General features: G+C 63.3%; 17 protein-coding genes. 6 read left to right on the top strand and 11 right to left on the bottom strand.

All coding sequences use genetic code 11. The features are described 5' to 3' along the window. Positions 1 to 5 precede the first annotated feature (5 nt). The 10 genes from ACK1VC_RS15885 to edd all read right to left on the bottom strand — a co-directional run bounded on the left by ACK1VC_RS15885 (position 6) and on the right by edd (position 12,422). Complete coding sequence (locus ACK1VC_RS15885; RefSeq protein WP_449117983.1) at positions 6 to 1,349, bottom strand: carbohydrate porin; 1,344 nt, start codon at positions 1,347 to 1,349, stop codon at positions 6 to 8. 41 nt (positions 1,350 to 1,390) lie between these two features. Continuing rightward, the gene (locus ACK1VC_RS15880) at positions 1,391 to 2,545 is read right to left on the bottom strand and encodes an ABC transporter ATP-binding protein (protein ID WP_191087317.1); all 1,155 of its coding nucleotides are present in this window, start codon (positions 2,543 to 2,545) and stop codon (positions 1,391 to 1,393) included. A 3-nt stretch (positions 2,546 to 2,548) separates the two neighbouring features. Continuing rightward, positions 2,549 to 3,394: a carbohydrate ABC transporter permease gene (locus tag ACK1VC_RS15875; protein ID WP_016485095.1), complete on the bottom strand. Its 846-nt coding sequence runs from the start codon at positions 3,392 to 3,394 to the stop codon at positions 2,549 to 2,551. Then, a complete protein-coding gene (locus ACK1VC_RS15870; RefSeq protein ID WP_023048433.1) occupies positions 3,387 to 4,295 on the bottom strand; it encodes a carbohydrate ABC transporter permease in 909 nt (302 codons plus the stop codon). Before ACK1VC_RS15870 ends, ACK1VC_RS15875 begins: the two co-directional genes overlap by 8 nt. Before the next feature lie 181 nt (positions 4,296 to 4,476). Next, positions 4,477 to 5,763, bottom strand: coding sequence for an ABC transporter substrate-binding protein (locus ACK1VC_RS15865; RefSeq protein WP_024717653.1), 1,287 nt, complete (start codon positions 5,761 to 5,763; stop codon positions 4,477 to 4,479). Between the two features lie 104 nt (positions 5,764 to 5,867). Further along, positions 5,868 to 7,118: a D-mannose isomerase gene (locus ACK1VC_RS15860; RefSeq protein WP_197884290.1), complete on the bottom strand. Its 1,251-nt coding sequence runs from the start codon at positions 7,116 to 7,118 to the stop codon at positions 5,868 to 5,870. A gap of 229 nt (positions 7,119 to 7,347) precedes the next feature. Beyond that, positions 7,348 to 8,802, bottom strand: coding sequence for an ATP-binding protein (locus ACK1VC_RS15855; RefSeq protein ID WP_016485091.1), 1,455 nt, complete (start codon positions 8,800 to 8,802; stop codon positions 7,348 to 7,350). Further along, entirely contained in the window at positions 8,783 to 9,508 is a 726-nt protein-coding gene (gene gltR / locus ACK1VC_RS15850) for a two-component system response regulator GltR (protein WP_016485090.1), read from the bottom strand. The genes ACK1VC_RS15855 and gltR overlap by 20 nt, the downstream gene beginning before the upstream one ends. A 128-nt stretch (positions 9,509 to 9,636) precedes the next feature. Beyond that, complete coding sequence (locus ACK1VC_RS15845) at positions 9,637 to 10,599, bottom strand: glucokinase (protein ID WP_191087315.1); 963 nt, start codon at positions 10,597 to 10,599, stop codon at positions 9,637 to 9,639. Further along, positions 10,596 to 12,422, bottom strand: coding sequence for a phosphogluconate dehydratase (gene edd, locus ACK1VC_RS15840; protein WP_016485088.1), 1,827 nt, complete (start codon positions 12,420 to 12,422; stop codon positions 10,596 to 10,598). Before edd ends, ACK1VC_RS15845 begins: the two co-directional genes overlap by 4 nt. A 264-nt stretch (positions 12,423 to 12,686) precedes the next feature. Between edd and gap the strand changes: the two genes are divergently transcribed. The 6 genes from gap to ACK1VC_RS15810 all read left to right on the top strand — a co-directional run bounded on the left by gap (position 12,687) and on the right by ACK1VC_RS15810 (position 19,612). After that, positions 12,687 to 13,688, top strand: coding sequence for a type I glyceraldehyde-3-phosphate dehydrogenase (gene gap / locus ACK1VC_RS15835; protein ID WP_016485087.1), 1,002 nt, complete (start codon positions 12,687 to 12,689; stop codon positions 13,686 to 13,688). 381 nt (positions 13,689 to 14,069) lie between these two features. Beyond that, entirely contained in the window at positions 14,070 to 14,582 is a 513-nt protein-coding gene (locus ACK1VC_RS15830; protein WP_003255059.1) for an RNA polymerase sigma factor, read from the top strand. Between the two features lie 88 nt (positions 14,583 to 14,670). Next, positions 14,671 to 15,633, top strand: a complete 963-nt coding sequence (locus tag ACK1VC_RS15825; RefSeq protein WP_016485086.1) for a FecR family protein — start codon at positions 14,671 to 14,673, stop codon at positions 15,631 to 15,633. A gap of 126 nt (positions 15,634 to 15,759) precedes the next feature. Further along, positions 15,760 to 18,348 carry a TonB-dependent receptor gene (locus tag ACK1VC_RS15820; protein ID WP_024717626.1) on the top strand — a complete coding sequence of 863 codons (2,589 nt, stop codon included), beginning with the start codon at positions 15,760 to 15,762 and terminating at the stop codon, positions 18,346 to 18,348. A gap of 202 nt (positions 18,349 to 18,550) precedes the next feature. After that, the gene (locus tag ACK1VC_RS15815) at positions 18,551 to 19,144 is read left to right on the top strand and encodes a biliverdin-producing heme oxygenase (RefSeq protein ID WP_016485084.1); all 594 of its coding nucleotides are present in this window, start codon (positions 18,551 to 18,553) and stop codon (positions 19,142 to 19,144) included. A gap of 54 nt (positions 19,145 to 19,198) precedes the next feature. Then, positions 19,199 to 19,612 (top strand): YbaN family protein, encoded by a 414-nt coding sequence (locus ACK1VC_RS15810; RefSeq protein WP_016485083.1) that lies wholly within the window; start codon positions 19,199 to 19,201, stop codon positions 19,610 to 19,612. Here ACK1VC_RS15810 and arcD read toward each other — a convergent pair. Beyond that, positions 19,592 to 21,019: an arginine-ornithine antiporter gene (gene arcD, locus ACK1VC_RS15805; RefSeq protein WP_016485082.1), complete on the bottom strand. Its 1,428-nt coding sequence runs from the start codon at positions 21,017 to 21,019 to the stop codon at positions 19,592 to 19,594. The two genes, ACK1VC_RS15810 and arcD, sit on opposite strands and share 21 nt — an antisense overlap. Positions 21,020 to 21,049 lie beyond the last annotated feature (30 nt).

Raw genomic sequence — 21,049 nt, 5'->3', positions numbered from 1 at the left:
TGGCCTCAGAATGACGACTGAATCTTCAAGCCTGCGACCAGCGCGTTGTCCACTTCATCCACCCCGCCCGGGCTCTTGATGTACTGCAGGTTAGGCCGCACGGTCAGCCAGTTGGTGACGTGGAAGCCGTAGTAGAGCTCGGCGTTGTACTCGGTGCGTTGCAGCGGCACGAAGCCTGGGTTGTCGTAATCGTTGATACCACTCTGGGCGTTGAGCAGTTCGGCGCGTTTCTTCACGTCGTCATTCACATGAATACGCGCCACACCGAAGCCGATGTCATCCTTGGGCCGGGCGTCGAAGGCGCCTTTGTAGACCAGCCCCACCTGCTGGTAGTTGTCGACCACGTTGGTGGCCTTGTCGTGCACGGTGAAGTTGGCGAACAGGCTGAGGCCGCGGTTGACGTCGCCACCATGATCCGTGACCTGCTGCTGCGCCACTACCCACCAGCCATGCTTGCTGGAGTGCGACTTGAAGGCCCCGCCAGTCAGCGCCTGCGGGTTGCCGTTGACGTCGTCGAACACATCGTCGGCCTTGGCCGTGCTGTAGTAGTAACCCAGGCGGTACTCACCCGGCAGGCCGTTGACCTTGAGCGACCACACCGCCTCCACCGGCAGGATTGCCCCCTTGGTGCCGCTGCCGCTGAGCTTGAAGCCGTTGCCGGTTTCCAGGTTGGAGGGGTTCTGCTCGAAGGCGCCGACCTGTACGAAGAATTCCGGGGTGATGTTGTATTTCACCCGCAGCGCCCACTGGCTGACCGGCCAGTTGTACCAGATGCCGCCCACCCAGTTGCCCACCTGAGAGCCGCAGAAGGCCAGGTTCTGGAAGTCGCAAGGGAAGCTGTTGAAGTCCTCGCCCTCGCCGAAGCGGCCGAATTTGACGTCCAGGGCACCGTCGAAATACTTCTGCTTGAACCACATCTGGGTCAGACGCCAGGTCTGTCCTCGGCCCCACACTTCCTGCACCGAGCTGAACTGCCCGGCGCGCGGGTCGCTGATACGGTCGTTGGACAGGTTGCGGCCGCTGCGCTCGGTGATCGCCAGCTTGAACTCGGCATCGTGCCAACCAAAGATCTTCTGCAGGTCCAGGTGTGCGCCAAGGGCGAACTGGTCGCTGTAGCGTGCAGTCTTGTCGTCGTTGTAGCCACCGTGCAGGTTGCCGGCTACCTCGCCGACGTAGTCGAGGGTGAAGTCGTAGCCCTTCTCCAGCAACTCGGTACGGGTGCCGCCCCAATCGCCGGTCATCCACTTCGATTCACTGGAAAAAGCCTCGGCAGCCTGCGCGCCGCTGCTGCCGACAACGGCGAGCAAAGCCAGCGAGCCCAATGTCCTGATACGTTTGCGCTGTTCCATCCCTATGCGTCCTCTTTTTTCTTATTGATGGTGTAGACGAGTCAACGGCCTTTGAAGTGAGCCACGTTGTCCTTTGCGGTTGCGTCCGTGCTGGCCAGGCGTATGCGCTCGCCACTGTCGGCGTCGAACAGCAGCACCCGGGCCGGGTCGAATTGCAGGTTGAGGGTGACACCCACGCGGCACGCCACATCCGGCGCCAGGCGGCAGCACACCTTGGTCTGGTTGAGCGTGACGAACACCAGCAGGTCCGGCCCGGTAGGTTCGGTTACCTGCACCTCGGCACGAATGCCCGGCAGGCCGTTGCACTCGCCGTCGCCCAGGGCGATCTGCTCGGGGCGGATGCCAAGGATGAGGTCGCGGCCATCCAGCTCGCCATCGGCCACCCCCAAGGGCAGCTCACAGCGCGCCTGGCCACTGTCAAGCACGGCCAGCAGGCGCCCCTGCTGTTGCGTGAGGCGCACCGGGATGAAGTTCATCGGCGGCGAACCGATGAAGCTGGCCACAAACTGGTTGGCCGGGTCGTTGTAGATCTGCTGCGGGGTGCCGAACTGCTGGATGATGCCGTCCTTCATCACCGCCACCTTGTCACCCAGGGTCATGGCCTCGATCTGGTCATGGGTGACGTACACGGTGGTGGTCTTCAGGCGCTGGTGCATCAGTTTCATTTCGGTGCGCATCTCGACCCGCAGCTTGGCATCGAGGTTGGACAGCGGCTCATCGAACAGGTAGATCTTCGGCCGCCGCGCCAGCGCCCGGCCCATGGCTACCCGTTGCTGCTGACCACCGGACAGCTGTGCCGGCTTGCGCGCCAGCAGGTGCTCGATCTGCAGCAGCTTGGCGACCCGCGTCACTTCTTCATCGATGGCCGCCTGCGGCATCTTGCGGATCTTCAGGCCAAATTCGATGTTCTCGCGCACGCTCATGGTCGGGTACAGCGCGTAGGACTGGAACACCATGGCGATGTCACGGTCCTTGGGGCTCATGCCACTGACGTCCTGCTCGTCGATGAGGATCGCACCGCCGGTGATCTGCTCCAGGCCGGCGATGCAGTTCATCAAGGTCGATTTGCCACAGCCAGAGGGGCCGACCAGGATCAGGAACTCGCCATCTTTGATCGACAGCTGGATGTCCTTGAGGGTGTCCGGCAGGCCGCTGCCGTAGGTCTTGTTCACATTGCGAAGTTCGAGCGTTGCCATGACTTACCCCTTTACCGCGCCGGCCGTCAGCCCGCGCACGAAATATTTGCCAGCCACCACATACACCAGCAGGGTTGGCAGGCCGGCGATCATCGCCGCCGCCATGTCGACGTTGTATTCCTTGGCCCCGGTGCTGGTATTGACCAGGTTGTTCAGGGCCACGGTGATCGGTTGCGAATCACCGCTGGAAAACACCACGCCGAACAGGAAGTCGTTCCAGATCTGGGTGAACTGCCAGATCAGGCAGACCATGATGATTGGCGTGGACATCGGCAGAATGATGCGCCGGAAGATGGTGAAGAACCCGGCACCGTCCAGCCGTGCGGCCTTGACCAGTGCGTCGGGGATGCTCACGTAGAAGTTGCGAAAGAACAGCGTGGTGAAGGCCAGCCCATAGACCACGTGCACCAGCACCAGGCCGCCGGTGGTGCTGGCCAGGCCGAGTTTGCCAAGGGTGAACGAGGCCGGCAGCAACACGGTCTGGAATGGCAGGAAGCAGCCGAACAGCAGCAGGCCGAAGAACAACTGCGAGCCGCGAAAGCGCCACATCGACAGCACATAGCCGTTCAGCGCGCCGATGGCGGTGGAGATCAGCACCGCAGGGACGGTGATCATGATCGAGTTCCAGAAGTAACCGTTGACCGTGCCCCAGGCCTTGACCCAGCCAATGCCGGTGATCACCGCCGGCCAGCTCAGCAGGTTGCCGGTGCTGATGTCTTCCGGGGTCTTGAAGCTGGTCAGCAGCATTACCACCAGCGGCACCAGGTACAACAGCACGGCGATCCACAACACCGCGTGAATGGCGATACGGCTCAGGCTGAGCGCCGGTTTGTCGACAGGGCTATGCATGGCGTTTGCTCCGCAGCTCCGAGTACAGGTACGGCACGAGGATCGCCAGGATCGCCCCGAGCATGAGGATGGCGCTGGCCGAGCCCATGCCCATCTGGCCGCGGCTGAAGGTGAACGAGTACATGAACATTGCCGGCAGGTCGGACGAGTAACCCGGGCCGCCGGCAGTCATCGCCGCCACCAGGTCGAAGCTCTTGATGGCAATGTGCGAGAGGATCATCAGTGCACTGAAGAACACCGGGCGCAGGCTGGGCAGCACCACGGTCCAGTAGATGCGCGGCAGGCTGGCGCCATCCATCTGCGCCGCACGGATGATCGAAGGATCGACGCCACGCAGGCCGGCCAGGAACATTGCCATGATGAAGCCCGAAGCCTGCCACACTGCGGCGATCACCAGGCAATACACCACCCGGTCAGGGTCGATCAGCCAGTCCAGGCGAAAGCCCTCCCAGCCCCAGTCGCGCAACAATTTGTCCAACCCCATGCCGGGGTTGAGCAGCCACTTCCAGGCAGTGCCGGTAACGATCATCGACAGCGCCATGGGGTACAGGTAAATGGTGCGGATGAAGCCCTCACGGCGGATGCGTTGGTCGAGCAACACCGCCAGCAGCACACCGATGGCCAGACTGATGGCGATGAACAGGCCACCGAACAGCAGCAGGTTCTTGCTCGCCACCCACCAGCGGTCGTTGTCGAACAGCCGGGCGTACTGCGCAAGGCCTGCCCATTTGTAGGTGGGCAGAAAGGTCGAGGTGGTGAAGGACAGCACGAAGGTCCAGAGGATGTAGCCGTAGAAGCCCACCAGGACGATCAGCATGCTGGGTGCCAGCACCAGCTTGGGCAGCCAGCGCTGAAGCGCGTCCAGGGGTGAGGCCCGCAGTTGGGCGGTAGACGTGGTCATGGTTCACCTCAAAGGTACCGCACTCCCCTGTAGGAGCGGCCTTGCGTCGCGATGGGCTGCGCAGCAGCCCCAACGGACCCAAGGTCAACACCTACCTGGAAGATCGAGTGCGCAGGTTCTGGGGCTGCTGCGCAGCCCATCGCGACGCAAGGCCGCTCCTACAACGGGGATCGCGTCAGCTTTACTGGGCAGCCTTGATCGCCGCCGCCAGCTTCTTCGCTGCATCGGCCGGGTCGGCCTTGGGGTCGTTGATGTAGTTGGTCACCACATCGAAGAACGCGCCCTGCACGGCCAGCGTGGTGGCCATGTTGTGCGCCATGCTCGGCTGCAGGCCGCCATTTTTGGCGTCGGCCAGGAAGTCCTTGGCAGAGGTCTGCGCGCACGCATCGAAGCCATACTTGCCCATGTCGGCGAGCATGTCGTTGCGTACCGGAATCGAACCCTTGTTGCTGCTGAAGACCTTCTGGAAGTCCTCACCCAGCACCTTGCGGGCAATGTCCTGCTGGCCGGCAGACGTGCCGGCGTTGTTCTGCTTGAACACCACCAGCGAGTCGATGTTGTAGAGGAAGGCCTTGTCGGTGCCCGGGAAAGGCACGCACTGGTAATCCTTGCCGGCAGTTTTCTTCGCCAGGGTCCACTCGCTCTTGGCCCAGTCGCCCATGATCTGCATGCCGGCCTTGCCATTGATGACCTTGGCCGCTTCCAGGTTCCAGTCCTGGCCTTTGCCGTCCGGGTCCATGTAGGTGGCGACCTTCTTCAACTCAGTCAGCGCCTTGACCATGTCCGGGCCGGTCAGGGTAGCGCTGTCGAGGTCGACCATGGCCTTCTTGTAACCATCTGCTCCCATTACCGACAGCACAACACTTTCAAATACCGTGCTGTCCTGCCACGGCTGGCCACCATGGGCGAGCGGGATGAAGCCGGCAGCCTTGAGCTTGTCGGCAGCAGCGTAGAATTCGTCGAGGGTGGCGGGCACCTTGTCGATGCCAGCTTTCTTGAAGACTTCGGGGTTGATCCACAGCCAGTTGATGCGGTGGATGTTCACCGGCACGGCGACATAGTCACCTTCGTACTTCACGGTATCGGCGACCTTCTTGTCGAGCAATGCGTCCCACTTTTCCTCTTTGGCCACATCCTTGAGCACATCGGTGTCGAGCAAGCCGGTGGAAGCCCAATCCTGAATGTCTGGCCCTTTGATTTGCGCGACACCCGGTGGGTTGCCGGCTACGGCGCGGCTTTTGAGCACGGTCATGGCCGTGGCACCACCACCACCGGCCACGGCGCCATCCTTCCACGTAAAGCCGTCTTTCTCGACTTGGGCCTTGAGCACATCGACGGCCGCTTTTTCACCACCGGAAGTCCACCAGTGCACCACCTCCACGCTGCCTTTGGGTTCGGCAGCCAGGGCACTGAGCGGGAGCAAGGAAGCCAGGGAAATTGCGGCAGCGAGACGGAACGTGGGATTCATCAAAGCACCTTTCTTGTTGTTATGCCGTGCAAGTCGATCGCTTGCGTTGCATGAAGTCTAAACAGCGTGCCCGCCTCGTCAGGTAACGAAGCGATGCGCGAATGTCATCGTCTGGTTACATTGGCGGCGAGGTTGCTGGCCAGGCTGGATGCCAGCGGCAAGCCTGGCAGCAACAGCGCCTGGTAGGCGTGATAGAGGTCTGGCTTGCCCGGCCAGATGGTCCCGGCCGGCTGGTTGGTTGCATCGAGTTCGTGGTGCCAGCTGCCGCCATGGGTATCGATAAAGTGGCTGGCGATGAAATCCCAGCCGTTGCGGTACCACTGCTCGTAATGCGCCTCGCCGGTGCGCTGCAAGAGCGCTGCGGCGGCGGCGCAGGCCTCGGCGTGCACCCAGTGCAGGCGCGCATGCACTACGGGCTGCCCGGCCCAGTCCAGGGTGTAGACATAACCGGGCGCGCCATCGACCTTCCAGGCCTGCTGGCAGGCTGTGTCGAACAGGGCCCGAGCGCTATCCGCCAGCCACTGCGGCGCCTGCAGGCCGGCCCGGTCGAGGCTGGCCTCCAGGTGCAGCAGCAGCCGCGCCCACTCAAGGGCGTGCCCGGGCGTGGTGCCATAAGGCCGGAAGTGGTCGGCCGGATGCTCAATGTTGTAGTGCGGCAGTGGCTGCCAGAGCGCGTCGAAATGCTCGATGACCCGGTAGCCGTTGGCCGCGGCGTGGGTATGAATGATACGTTCGGCGATGCGCAGGGCGCGCTTCAGCCACAGGCTGTTGCCGGTGACGTCTGCCAAGGCCAGAAAAGCCTCGGTCGCGTGCATGTTGCTATTGGCGCCACGGTACGGCTCGGGCAGTTGCCAGGCGCGGGAGAAGGTTTCCCGCAGGGCGCCTTCTTCTTCGCTCCAGAAATGCGCTTCGATCACCTGGATGGCGTCAGCCAACAGCGCGGGGGCATCGACCGCGCCCGCCACCACTGCCGAGCTGGCGGCCAGGGCGACAAAAGCATGCAGGTAAGCCGCCTTGCCACTGTCGTCGTGGCCACCGGGGTGGGCGAACCAACCGCCGTAGCTGGCATCCTGCATGGCACCGCGCAAAGCGGCCACGCCGTGTGCGACGTAGTCCAGGCAGCCGGGCATGCCCTGCAGGTGAGCCAGGGCGAAGCAGTGGGTCATGCGAGCAGTGTTCATGGTTTCGGCGCAGGCGCCGGGCGCTAACCGCCCCTCGGCGTCCAGGTTGCCGAAGCCGTCGGGCAGTTTCGCGGCCTTGGCGAAGGCCAGCAGGCGCTGTACTTCGGCCAGGCGCCAGGCAGCATGGGCCGGGGCGTTGAGCCAGCTGCTGGAAGGCAGGTTGGAGGTGTTCATGGGCCAGCTTGATCCTTGCCAGTCGTGTGCGAATTCTAGCCAACCGGTTTGGCCGGCAGGTCACGAAGCAGGCCAGGATTGTCACGGGGCAGTGACATCTATGTGGCCTGCAATGGCCCGATCGCCGGCAAGCCAGCTGCCACAAAGGCCCTAAAACTTTCAAGGTTTACGCTGTACCTGTGGGGGCTGGCTTGCCGACGATAGGGCCAGAACTGCCACCACCAACAACTCAGTCCTGTCCGCGCGGCAGATACAGGGTCACCCGCAACCCGCCTTCGCGCAGGTTGAGCAAGCTCACCTCGCCGCCGTGGCTGTGGGCAATGTTGCGCGCAATCCCCAATCCCAGCCCATAGCCCTGCTGCTGTCCGGCCAGCCGAAAATGCGGCTCGAACACTTGCTCAAGCTGCTGCTGCGGTACGCCCGGCCCCTGGTCGTCCACCTGCAGCACAAAACCTTCGGCACTGTCGATGATGCGCAGCCGCGCCTGCTCGCCGTACTTGATGGCGTTGTCGACCAGGTTGCCGATGCAGCGTCGCAGCGCCAGCGGCTTGCCTGGGTAAGGGGCCAGCGCCCGGCCGTCGACCGTGATGCGGCCATCACGCAGATAAGGCTCTGCCAGAATCTCCAGCACATGGTTAAGGTCGACCGGCTCGATGTTTTCGTGGATATCGGTGTCCTTCACGCACTGCAACGCCCCTTTGACCAGTAGCTCAAGCTCGTCCAGATCCTGGCTGAACTTGGCCTGCAGGCGCTCGTCCTCCAGCAGTTCGACACGCAGACGCAGGCGGGTGATCGGCGTGCGCAGGTCGTGGGAGATGGCACTGAATAGCTGGCTACGCTCGGTCAGGTAGCGGCTGATGCGCTCGCGCATGCTGTTGAACGCCCGGCTGACTTCCACCACTTCGCTCCCCCCTCCTTCGACCACCGGCGCCACATCGGCACCCAGCGACATCTCCCGGGCAGCGCGCGCCAGGCGCTTGAGCGGCCAGCTCTGCCAGTGCACCAACAACCCGATGAATAACAGCAGCAAGGCGGTGGTGAGCACGATGAAACCGATCTGCTGCCGTGGCAGGCGTTCGGCCTCAAGGCTGGTATAGGGCTCGGGCAGCAGCGAGGCAATGTACAGCCACTCGCCCTCGTCCAGGCGAATCTGCGTCACCAGCACCGGCGGGTTGAGCGGCTCCAGTGTCAATGAGTAATGCGCCCAGGAGCGTGGCAGCTCGTCGAGTTTCAGGCCGCTGTTGAAAATGCGCAGGTCGTCAGGCCCGACGAATTCGACAGAAATGTCCATTTGCGAACCCAGGCGCTCGTGCAGTACCTGCTGGAATACCTCGATCACCGCCTGCTTGCGTGCAGTGATGGGCAGCACCGGCATGTCCAGCGGCTTGACGTTGAGCGAGACGAAAAAGCGCGTGCCGCCCATGCTGCGCAACTGGTCGAGCACCATGGGCCGATAGGCCACCGGCAACGAGCGGAAGTAACTGACACTGGCGCTCATCGAATGGGCCAGGCTGCTGGCGCTCGCACGCAGACCCTGCAGTTGGCTGGCACGCAACTGGGCCACCCAGATGATGCTCGACAAGCCTTGGGCCAAGAGCACTACCAGCAAGGTCAGCAGCAGCATGCGCCCCAGCAGTGAGCGCGGCAGCAGGCGCCAGCGCCGCTCAGGGCGCACTGCAGACATGTGCCGCCAACAGGTAGCCACTGCCGCGCACCGTGCGGATCAGCCGGGGGGGCTTGTCGGTATCGCGCAGGCGCTGACGCAGGCGGCTGACCGCCATGTCGACGATGCGGTCCAGCGGCATTGGCTCGCGGCCACGGGTGGCGTTGCCGATGGTGTCGCGGTCGAGAATCTGCTGCGGATGGTCGAGGAACAGTTTGAGCAGGGCGAAGTCGGCACCGGACAGAATCACCTCTTCACCGTCGTGATGGAACAGACGGTGGCTGACCGTGTCCAGCCGCCAGTCGTCGAAGGCCAGCACCGCGCTGCCTGGCGCCGACAGGCCGAACTCGGCGCGGCGCAACAAGGCCTTGATCCGCGCTTGCAGCTCGCGAGGGCTGAACGGTTTGCCCAGGTAGTCGTCAGCGCCCAGTTCCAGGCCGATGACACGGTCGGCTTCGTCGGAGCTGGCGGTGAGCATGATAATGGGCACCCGCGCCTGGCGCGGGTGCTGGCGTACCCAGCGGCACAGGCTGAAACCGTCTTCGTCGGGCAGCATGACGTCGAGGATGACCAGGTCGCAGGGGGTGGTTTCCAGGGCGCGGCGAAATCCCTTTCCATCGGCTTCGGCATGCACCTGGAAGCCGGAGCGGCTCAGGTAGGTTTGCAGCAGTTCGCGGATTTCCTGGTCGTCGTCGACCATCAGGATCGATTTGCCGGCAGTGCTCAAGGTGGTCCTTCCTCTTGTTAGTTACAGGTCTTGGTTGCCTGTTATTGGGGCCGCTTCGCGCCCCATCGCGGCACAAGGCCGCTCCTACAGGGACCGCGCTGTGCGGGACTATCAGCGGCCCTTTACACTTATCTGTGGTCCAAGGCCTGCTGCAAGGCCACACCGGAGCCCAGCAAGCCGGAAAACTCTGCGGTTACCAGCCACACAGGCACGCCAGCGAAATAGCCACTCATGCAGCCCTTGTCGGCAAAACTCGCGGCAAACCCGCTACGCAGGAACAGTTCGGCAAAGCGGGGAATGACGCCGCCGACAATATAGACCCCGCCTCGCGCGCCCAGCGTGAGCACGTTGTTACCCGCCACGCGCCCAAGGAAGCGGCAGAACTGCTCGACCACCGCCAGCGCCCGTGGCTCGCCGCCCAGCGCGGCATCGGTAATCTGTGCCGGGGTCTTGTGTCGGGGTGTGTCGCCATCCAGCGCACAGATCGCCTGGTACAGCCGCACCAGGCCACCACCGCTGAGCACGGTCTCGGCACTGACATGGCCGATCTGGCCGTGGATCTGCTGATGGATGGCCGCTTCGCGCGCATTGCCCACCGGCAGGTCGACATGCCCGCCCTCCCCCGGCAAGGCCTGCCAGTGCTGTTCGCCAAGGCGCAGCAACGAGCCCACGCCCAGGCCAGTGCCCGGCCCGATCACCAACGCAGGCCGCGAAGGGTCAGCCTGACCAGGGCACACCTCGCGAAATTCCCCATCGCGCAGGCGGGTCATGCCCAGCGCCATGGCGGTAAAATCGTTGATCAGCAACAACCGGTCGACCTGCAAGGTCTTGCAAAAAGCCGTACGGCTCAAACGCCAATGGTTGTTGGTAAAGCGAAATTCATCGCCATCGACCGGCCCGGCTACCGCCAGGCATACAGCCGCCAAGCCGCCGCGGGCTATGCCCTGGCCTTCGAGGTAAGCCTCGATGGCCTGCTCCGGGCTGGTGTAGTCCGCAGTGGCAAAAACGTTGACTTCATGCAGCTGGTTGTCACGCCACAACGCAAAACGGGCATTGGTGCCGCCAATGTCGCCAACCAGCAGGTCTTTCATTTAAGGTTCTCCAGGGCCGAGGTAAAGGCACTCGCGCCCTGCTCTGCCGGGCTGAACGCCATGCGCATGAAGCCGAACAGCTCACGCCCGCAACCCAGGTCATTGCCCTGGGGCACCGGCGGCAGGTCGCGGCTGGCCAGTTCTTCGGCCGATACCATTACCCGCAGTGTGCCTTCGACACCATCGACCCGCACGATATCACCATCGCGCACGCGCGCCAGCGGGCCGCCATCATAAGCCTCGGGGCAAACATGGATGGCCGCCGGGATCTTGCCCGAGGCGCCGGACATGCGCCCGTCGGTAACCAGCGCCACCTTGTAGCCTCGGTCCTGCAGAACACCGAGGAAGGGCGTGAGCTTGTGCAGTTCGGGCATGCCGTTGCAACGTGGGCCCTGGAAGCGCACCACGGCGACAAAGTCACGCTCCAGCTCACCGGCCTTGAACGCATCGGCGAGCGACTGCTGGTCATGGAACACCAGCGCGGGGGCCTCGACCACCTGATGTTCGGGGGCGACGGCGGAAACCTTCATCACGCCACGGCCCAGGTTGCCTTCCATCACCCGCAGGCCGCCTTCAGCCGAGAACGGCCGTGCCACCGGGCGCAGGATGCTTTCGTCCAGGCTTTGTTGCGGCCCCTCGCGCCACACCAGCTTGCCGTTGTCGAGGAACGGCTCCTGGGTGTAGCGGCGCAGGCCGGGGCCGGCCACGGTGTTGACGTCTTCGTGCAGCAGCCCGGCATCCAGCAGTTCGCGGATCAGGAAGGCCATGCCCCCGGCGGCCTGGAAGTGATTGATGTCGGCCTTGCCATTGGGGTAGACGTGGGACAGGGTCGGCACCACTTCGGAGAGGTCGGCCATGTCCTGCCAGGTCAGCTGGATACCTGCTGCCTGGGCAATCGCCGGGATGTGCAGGGTGTGGTTGGTCGAGCCGCCCGTGGCGTGCAGGGCAACGATGGAGTTGACCAGTGCCTTTTCGTCGACGATTTCGCCCAGCGGCATGAAACTGCCGCTGGCCTTGGTCATGCGCGTCACCTGCTGCGCGGCGTGCGCTGTAAGTGCGTCGCGCAGCGGGGTGTACGGGTTGACGAACGAGGCGCCCGGCAGGTGCAGGCCCATCACCTCCATCACCAACTGGTTGGTGTTGGCGGTGCCGTAGAAGGTGCAGGTACCCGGGCTGTGATAGGAGTTCATCTCCGACTCCAGCAGCTCTTCACGGCTGGCCTTGCCTTCCGCATAGCGCTGGCGCACGTCGGCCTTCTGCTTGTTGGAAATGCCGGAAACCATCGGCCCGCCCGGCACGAAGATGGTCGGCAGGTGGCCGAAACGCAGCGCCCCCATCATCAGGCCTGGGACAATCTTGTCGCAGATGCCCAGCATCAGCGCGGCATCGAACATGTTGTGCGACAACGCGACCGCCGTGGACATGGCAATCACTTCACGGCTGGCGATGGCCAGCTCCATGCCCGGCTCACCCTGGGTCACGCCGTCGCACATGGCCGGCACGCCGCCGGCGAACTGGCCGACCGAACCGACCTCGCGCAGGGCCTGCTTGATCTGCTCCGGGAAGTGCAGATACGGCTGGTGGGCAGACAGCATGTCGTTATAAGCCGAGACGATGGCCACGTTGGCCGCGTTCATCAGGCGCAGAGTCTGCTTGTCCTCGCTGCCGCAACCGGCCACGCCATGGGCGAAGTTGGCACACTGCAGGCTGGCACGCATGGGGCCTTCACTGGCCGCGCCGCGAATCAGTTGCAGATAGCGTTCGCGGGTGGCACGGCTGCGGTCGATCAGCCGTTGGGTGACCTCAAGGATGCGCGGATGCATGTACTGGACTCCAGGCTAATTGTAAGGGCGGTTTACCGGGCATTTCCTCTCCAAACGATTGCGGCCTAGGCTCAAGGCAAGGAGCCTGCTGCATCGGTGGAGGCACAACGCCCAACCACTCGTTGTATGTTTAAACAAAATACTGCCACTAAAAAGGCTTGTTTTCTATCAGCCAGTGAATAATCTTGTAATTCCAACAACAAAACCGTTTCAGTGAAGCTCCTTTTTGCCACAGGTTTCACTCGGACTGCCAGAGGTACTGCCATGACCCTACGCATCGCGATCAATGGATTCGGCCGCATCGGGCGCAACGTCCTGCGCGCACTGTATACCCAAGGCTACCGCCAGGACCTGCAGGTCGTCGCCATCAACGACCTGGGCGACAGCGCCATGAATGCCCACCTGCTCAAATACGACAGCGTGCATGGCACGTTCGAGGCCACAGTCGAGGCCGACCACGAAAGCCTCACGGTCAATGGTGACCGTATCGCCGTCAGTGCCATCCGCAACCCGGCCGACCTGCCCTGGAAGGCCGAAGCGATCGACGTGGTGTTCGAGTGCACAGGGCTGTTCACCGACCGCGCCAAAGCCGCTGCCCACCTGACCGCCGGGGCGGGCAAGGTGATTGTCTCGGCGCCGGCCAAAGGCGCCGATGCCACCGTGGTCTACGGGGTCAACCATGACATCCTGCGGGCCTCGCATCAGGTCATTTCCAACGCCTCCTGCACCACCAACTGCCTGGCGCCGATCGCCCAGGTGCTGCACCGCGAGTTCGGCATCGAGCAAGGCCTGATGACCACCATTCACGCCTATACCAACGACCAGGTGCTGACCGACATGTACCACAGCGACCCGTACCGGGCGCGGTCGGCCACGCAGTCGATGATCCCCAGCAAGACCGGCGCCGCCGAAGCCGTGGGCCTTGTGCTGCCGGAGCTGGCGGGCAAGCTGACCGGCATGGCAGTGCGGGTACCGGTGATCAACGTGTCGCTGGTGGACCTCACCGTCAACCTCAAGCGCGAGGCCACGGCCGAGCAGGTCAACCAGCTGTTCCTTGAAGCCAGCAGGCATTCCAAGGTATTGGGGTACAACGCGTTGCCATTGGTTTCCTGCGATTTCAACCACAACCCGCTGTCGTCGATTTTCGATGCCAACCATACCCGGGCCAACGGGCGCATGCTCAAGGTGCTGGCGTGGTATGACAACGAGTGGGCGTTCAGCAACCGCATGCTGGATAACTGCCTGGCGTTGTGCCAGGCCCGTTGAGCCGGACACAGCATCTTCATCGCTTATGAGATCGAGCGCCGCCCGCGCGGCGCTTCGCGGGACAAGCCCGCTCCCACAGTTGTTTCGGGCCAATCAATCCTGATCCATGGCGCGCGGTCCCTTGTTTGTCCCCTTCGATGTCGCGTCGTGCACCAAGGGGTACGCGCGCTAATTGCACAGGCATGACTGGCCCGAAACAAATGTGGGAGCGGGCTTGTCCCGCGAAGCGCCGCGCGGGCGGCGCTCGATCTCAAAAGCACAGGATATCCATCGCCATACACACGTCACTCACAATCTTTACCATTTCCTAACACATCCACACTTGACCAACGGCACGGATGATAAGCATTATCATTAACCTTTCGTCGGCCAGGTCCCCCTGTGAGTCAGTCCCGGTTCAACTCCGTCTTCCTCGTCCAGCGCCTTACCCTGTTGCGCACCTTGCAGCGCATGGTCGGCAACCCCAGCACGGCCGAAGACCTGCTGCAGGAAACCTACCTGCGGGTGTCGCGCGCCCTGGGCGAACGGCCCATCGAGCACATCGAGCCGTTCGTGTTCCAGACCGCGCGCAACCTGGCACTGGACCACTTGCGCGCACGCCGGGTACAGGCGCGCATGCTGGTCGACGACGTGCCCGACGAAGTGCTGCACAGCGTGGCCGCCCCCGCCACCAGCAGCGAGGATGCCGCCCATGCCGAGCAACTGCTCAAGCACCTGAGCGTCAGCCTCAACCAGCTGAGTGAACGCCAGCAGCGCATTTTCATCCTCAGCCGCCTGCACGGCGCCACCTACCTGGAAATTGCCGAACAACTCAGTGTTTCGCCCAGTACGGTGCAAAAGGAACTGAAACTGATCATGGCGATCTGCATGGGTGTTGCCGAACGCCTCAAGTAAGCTGACCGCCGGCGAACGGCGACGCAAAGCCCTTGCCACACCCCGTCTTAGCCTTGATCATTCGCAAAAAACCATTCAAGGATTTACCGTGACCGACAGCCCTGCCCCTCGCCCGTCACCTGCCGGGCCTAGTGCCCGTGCGCGTGCCATGGACGAGGCGCTGGACTGGCTGGTGCGCCTGCAATGCGCCAATACCGAGGACACCCTGGCTTTTGAAGCCTGGCTGAGCGCTGCGCCGGAAAACGCCGAGGCCTATGTCGAAGCAGAGGCGCTGTGGAACGGTATGCCGTTGCACCAGGCAGCCACGCAGATGCACCAGCAGCAACGCCGCTCATGGCGCGGGCGCCTGCGCAGCCACTGGAAACCCCTGGCCACCGCAGCAGTGCTGCTGGTCGGGCTGTTCACCGTCGGCAACCTGCCCACACGCTTGCAGGCCGACCACCTGACCGTGGTGGGCGAGCGCCAGCGCCTGCAACTGGAAGACGGCGCAAAAGTCCTGCTCAACACCAACTCGGCATTTGCCAGCGACCACCGTGACGGCCGCCAGATCGCCCGCCTGCTGCAGGGTGAGGCCTACTTCCAGATACCCGACGGCGCACAGCTGCCACTTGAGGTAGAGGCCGGGCCGTTGCGCGCACAGGTGCGCGATACCGACTTTGCCGTGCGCTACCTCGACGGCGAGGCCCAGGTACGGGTACAACGCGGCGATGTCGACCTGCAAGGGGCACGCGACCAACGCATTCGCCTGAGTGCCGGGGATAGCATCAGCGTCGGCCCCCAAGGCTTCGGCCAGCGCCAACGCGCCGACTTGCAAAAGGACCTGGCCTGGGTCGACGGCCGCCTGGTGTTCGAGAACTGCCCGCTCAGCCAGGTACTGGCTGAAGTGCGTCGCTACTACCCAGGCTGGATCATCAACCGCAATGCGCAGCTGGAAGACGTTGCAGTCACCGGCAACTACCGCCTTGACCAGCCGTTGGAAACCCTGCGCGCACTGGCCCACATCACCTCGGCACAGCTGCATGAGTACCCTGCGCTGGTGATTCTGAACTGACCCCGAAATTATTTTTACGCGATCGCCCTGCCCCGCCCGTCTCGTTATAGCCAATGCAACTGATTCTTGTTTGAAAACGAGAACAGCAATCACCTATAACAGTCCGCGCATCAGGGAGCGCTTTCGATGTCCACTGGTCCTACCCGCTCGTACACCCTTCCCCGCCGAACCGGGCAACTGTCCCTGTTGACCCTGGCCCTGCTCGCCAGCGGTGCCTGCAGCCTGCCGGTGCTGGCCGCCGAACCGGCCCGCGCCAGTAGCCCGCGTATGGGTGATTACCGCTTCAGCATCGGCCAGCAACCGCTGGTATCGGCGATCAATGCCTTCAGCCAGGTCACCGGCTGGCAGGTCGGTTTCAGCGCCGAGCTGGCTGACGGCGTGGCTTCGCCGGGCGTGCAAGGCTCGCTGCCAGCAGATGCCGCCCTCAAGCGCCTGCTGCAGGGTACCGGGCTGGGTTTTCGCAAGATCAGCAACGGCAACGTGATCCTCGAACGTCAGACCGGCGGCAACGTGATCGCCCTGCAACAGGTGACCGTCAGCGCCACACGTAGCGCCCAGGACGTCAGCCAGGTGCCGAGCACTGTCAGCGTACAGACCCGCGAGCAACTGGACCGGCAGAACGTCAACAGCATCCAGGACCTGGTGCGCTACGAGCCGGGTGTGTCGGTGGCCGGTACCGGCCAGCGCAGCGGCCTGAACGGCTACAACATCCGTGGTATCGACGGCGAGCGGATCCTCACCCAGGTCGACGGTGTGTCGATCCCGGACAGCTTCTTTTACGGCCCCTATGCACAGACCCAACGCAACTACGTTGACCCGGAAATCGTCAAGCGTGTGGAAATCCTCCGCGGTCCGGCCTCGGTGCTGTACGGCAGCAACGCCATCGGCGGCGCTGTGAGCTACTTCACCCTCGACCCCGACGACATCATCAAGCCCGGGAAGGACGTGGGTGCACGGTTGAAGACCGGCTACAGCTCGGCCGACGAAAGCTGGCTCACCTCCGCCACCGTCGCCGGCCGCGAGGGTGATTTCGATGGCCTGCTGCACCTGAGCCAGCGCAACGGCCACGAGACCGAAACCCATGGCGGCCACAGCGGTGCCGGCCTGTCGCGCACCGAAGCCAACCCGATGGACGTGCGCACCACCAACGTGCTGGCCAAGCTTGGCTGGAACTACGACGACGACGCCCGCCTGGGCTTCACCTACGAGCGCTACAAGGATGACCGCGACCAGAACATCCTCAGCGCGGTGGGCGGGCCGTTCATTCCGGGCTTTGGTGGCATGGGCTATTACAAGGCGCGCAGTGGCAACGACACCATTACCCGCGAGCGCTATGGCATCAACCATGAGTTCGGCCTGGATTCGCTGGTCGCTGACCACGTCAAGTGGAGCCTCAACTACCAGATCGCCAAGACCGACCAGCACACCGAAGAAGTCTACGCACCGCCTGGCCGCCAGGTACTGCGCACGCGTGACACAACCTACAAAGACCGCCAGTGGGTATTCGATGCCCAGCTGGACAAGGCCTTCAGCATCGGCGCCACCGACCACCTGCTGACCTATGGCACCACCATCAAGCACGAGAAAATCACTGGCTCGCGCAGCGGCACGGGCACCTGCCTGGCCGTGGGCTCCGGTTGCTCCGCCGCCGGCGCCGAACGCCCGGCAGACGGCCAGGTTCTGGTCAGTGACTTCCCGGACCCGACCGTGAACACCTACAGCCTGTTCGTGCAGGACGAGATCCGCTGGAATAACTGGACCTTCATGCCCGGCGCGCGCTACGACTACACGCGCATGGAACCCAAGTTCACCGACGAATTCTTGCGTGGCCTGGAGTCCACCGGCACAGCGCCCACCTCCCAGGACGACTCGGACAAGAAGTGGCACCGCGTCTCGCCCAAGTTCGGCCTGACCTACGCCTTCAACGACAACTACACCTGGTATGGTCAGTATGCCGAAGGCTTCCGCACTCCGACCGCCAAGTCCATGTACGGGAAATTCGTGAACCTTGAGGAAGGTTATCGCGTAGAAGGCAACCCAGGCCTGGAACCGGAAAAGAGCAAGAGCTACGAAACCGGCCTGCGTGGCAACTTCGACGCGGGTAACTTCGACGTGGCGGTGTTCTACAACAAGTACCGCGACTTCATCGACGAAGATGCGGTGCAAAGCGCCAACCTGGAACAAACCTTCCAGGCCAACAACATCAAGCACGCCACCATCAAGGGTGCCGAGGTCAAGGGCCGCCTGAACCTCGACCGCTTCGGCGCGCCGCAAGGCCTGTATACCCAGGGTTCGATTGCCTACACCTATGGCCGTAACGACGACACCGGTGAGCCGCTGAACACCGTCAACCCACTGAAGGGCGTGTTTGGCCTCGGTTACGAGCAGCAGAACTACGGTGGCCTGCTGAGCTGGACACTGGTCAAGCGCAAGACCCGCGTCGACGACTCCAGCTTCTACTCGCCAGATGGTGCGAGCTCGAAGTTCCGCACCCCGGGCTACGGTGTGCTGGACCTGACCGGCTACTACAAGGTCACCGACGACGTGACCATCAACGCCGGCCTGTACAACCTCACCGACAAGAAGTACTGGCAGTGGGATTCGGTGCGCAGCTACGACGGCCAGGGTGAAGCGGCTGTGACCCAGCCAGCCAACATCGACCGCCTGACCATGCCGGGGCGCAACTTCGGTATCAATGTGGTTTGGGATATCTGATCCCTTACGCCTGTACCGGCCCCTTCGCGGGCACGCCCGCTCCCACAGAAACATCATAGGTCCACGGCCTGCGTTGAACCTGTGGGAGCGGCGTGCCCGCGAAGAGGCCGGTACAGACAACACTACAACCCAGTTTTTTTACTGTCCCGCCGCCGCTGTTTCGTCTTGTATCTAAACGCCCCTCTTTCCAAGGACTGCCCCCATGACCGAACGCCCAGCCCTGCGCTCCCAGCGCCTGAACCAGATCACCCACGCCCCGCACGCAGAGCTGGATGCCCTGGTCAAATCCCACGCGCCTTTCGACAGCCGCGAAAGCTTCGCCCGCTTCGTCGTTGCCCAGTACCTGTTCCAGTCCGAGCTGCAAGCCCTGTACAACGATCCGCAGCTGATCGCCATCGTTCCCGATCTGGCCGAGCGCTGCCGTGCCGAGCAGGCACGCCTGGACCTCGCAGACCTGGACACCGAAGTGCCAGCCGCCGTGCCGGGCGCCCTGGTCAACCCGAGCCTGGGCGAGGCAATGGGCTGGATCTTCGTCTCTGAAGGCTCCAAACTGGGCGCTGCGTTTCTGATCAAGCGTGCCGTGGCCCTGGAACTGTCTGACAGCTTTGGTGCCCGCCACCTGGGTGAGCCGGCCGGTGGCCGTGCCGAGGGCTGGAAACAGTTCACTCGCATCCTCGATAGCCTTGAGCTGTCGGCTGAGGAGGAAGCCGCTGCCGAGCGCGGTGCAGTGGCCGCCTTCGAGCGGTTCACCGAGCTGCTCAAACATGCCTATGCTGCGGATACCGCGCTGGTCTGATACGCCGAATCCGGCCACCCTACCGGTGGCCAAACCGCTTTTTGCAGTGAGACCATGACCCGACCTGCCCGCTCGAAGATCGCCCGCCTGTTGTACGGAATCCTGGCCTACGTGAGCCTGGGGGTGGGCTTGGTCGCGATCGTCATTCCCGGCTTGCCGACCACCGAATTCATCCTGCTGGCCGCCTGGGCGGCGACCCGCAGTTCGCCGCGCCTTTCTGCCTGGCTGGAGAACCACCGGCTGTTCGGGCCAATCCTTTACAACTGGCGCAATGGCAAGGTGATCCAGCGCCGTGCCAAGGTCAGCGCCACCATCAGCATGCTGCTGTGTGCGGGGCTGATGCTGACGTTTCTGCAACACCACTGGCCGGTGTTTCTGGCAATCGGCGGCATGACCCTGGGCAACCTGTGGATCTGGTCACGCCCGGAGCACGCCTGCCCCGCCCCGTCACAAGCTCAGCAACCCTGAATACAGGGCATAGGCCGCAAGCCCTGCGCCCGCCAGCACTGCGGCGAAAATCAGCTTTTCCCAAGTGGTGAACAAGGCCTGGCCCTGCTCATGCTTGGCCCTGGCAAACAGGATCACGCCGGGGGCATACAGCAGCGCCGACAGCAGCAGGTACTTGAGCCCGCCGGCATACAACAGCCACACGGCATACAGCAAGGCAACCAGCGCTACCAGCAAGTCCTTGCGCCGCAACCCCGGCTGCCCGGTATAGGTTTCTGCCCGTACCGCCAGCAGCAAGGCATACGCCGCCGACCACAGGTAGGGTACCAGGATCATCGACGAGGCCAGGTAGATCAGGCTGGTGTAGGTACCGGCAGAGAACAGCGTAATCAGCAGGAAGCCCTGGATCATGCAGTTGGTCAGCCACAGGGCGTTAGCGGGCACATGGTTGGCGTTTTCCTTGGCCAGAAAGCGCGGCATGGTCTTGTCCCGTGCCGTGGCGAACAGGATCTCGGCACACAGCAGCGCCCACGACAGCAACGCACCCAGCAGCGAAACCGCCAGCCCGAGGCTGATCAGCAAGGCACCCCAAGGGCCGACGATGTGCTCCAGCACCGAGGCCAGCGACGGGTTCTGCAACCCGGCCAGTTCCGGCTGGGTCATCACCCCCAGCGACAGCACGTTGACCAGCACCAGCAGCGCCAGCACACCGAGAAACCCGATGACGGTGGCCTTGCCCACATCCGAGCGACGCGCGGCGCGGCCGGAGTACACACTGGCGCCTTCGATGCCGATGAACACGAATACGGTCACCAGCATCATGTTGCGCACCTGCTCCAGCACGCCGCCGAACTGCGGGTTGCTCATGCCCCAGATGTCACGGGTGAAGATATCGGCACGAAAGGCGAACGCCGCAATCACCACGAACATCAGCAGCGGCACCACCTTGGCCACGGTGGTCACCTGGTTGATGAACGCGGCCTCCTTGATGCCGCGCAGCACCAGAAAATGCACCGACCACAGCAGCAGCGAGGCACAGCCGATGGCGACCGGCGTATTGCCTTCACCGAATACCGGAAAGTAGAAGCCCAGGGTGCTGAACAGCAGTACGAAATAGCCGACATTGCCCAGCCAGGCGCTGATCCAGTAGCCCCAGGCCGAAGAGAAGCCCATGTAGTCGCCGAAACCCGCCTTGGCATAGGCATACACCCCGGAGTCCAGTTCCGGCTTGCGGTTGGCCAGGGTCTGGAACACAAACGCCAGGGCCAGCATGCCAACGGCGGTGATGCACCAGCCGATCAGCACCGCCCCGACATCGGCACGCGCTGCCATATTCTGCGGCAGCGAGAAGATCCCGCCACCGATCATCGAGCCGACCACCAGCGCGATCAGCGCGCCCAGGCGCAGCTTCTGTCCCGGTTCGCTCATGCATCCCCCATTTTTCGCGCTGTCATACCA

This window comes from Pseudomonas sp. XP2 (genome assembly GCF_053557975.1).
This window is presented reverse-complemented; position numbering and strand designations above follow the sequence as displayed.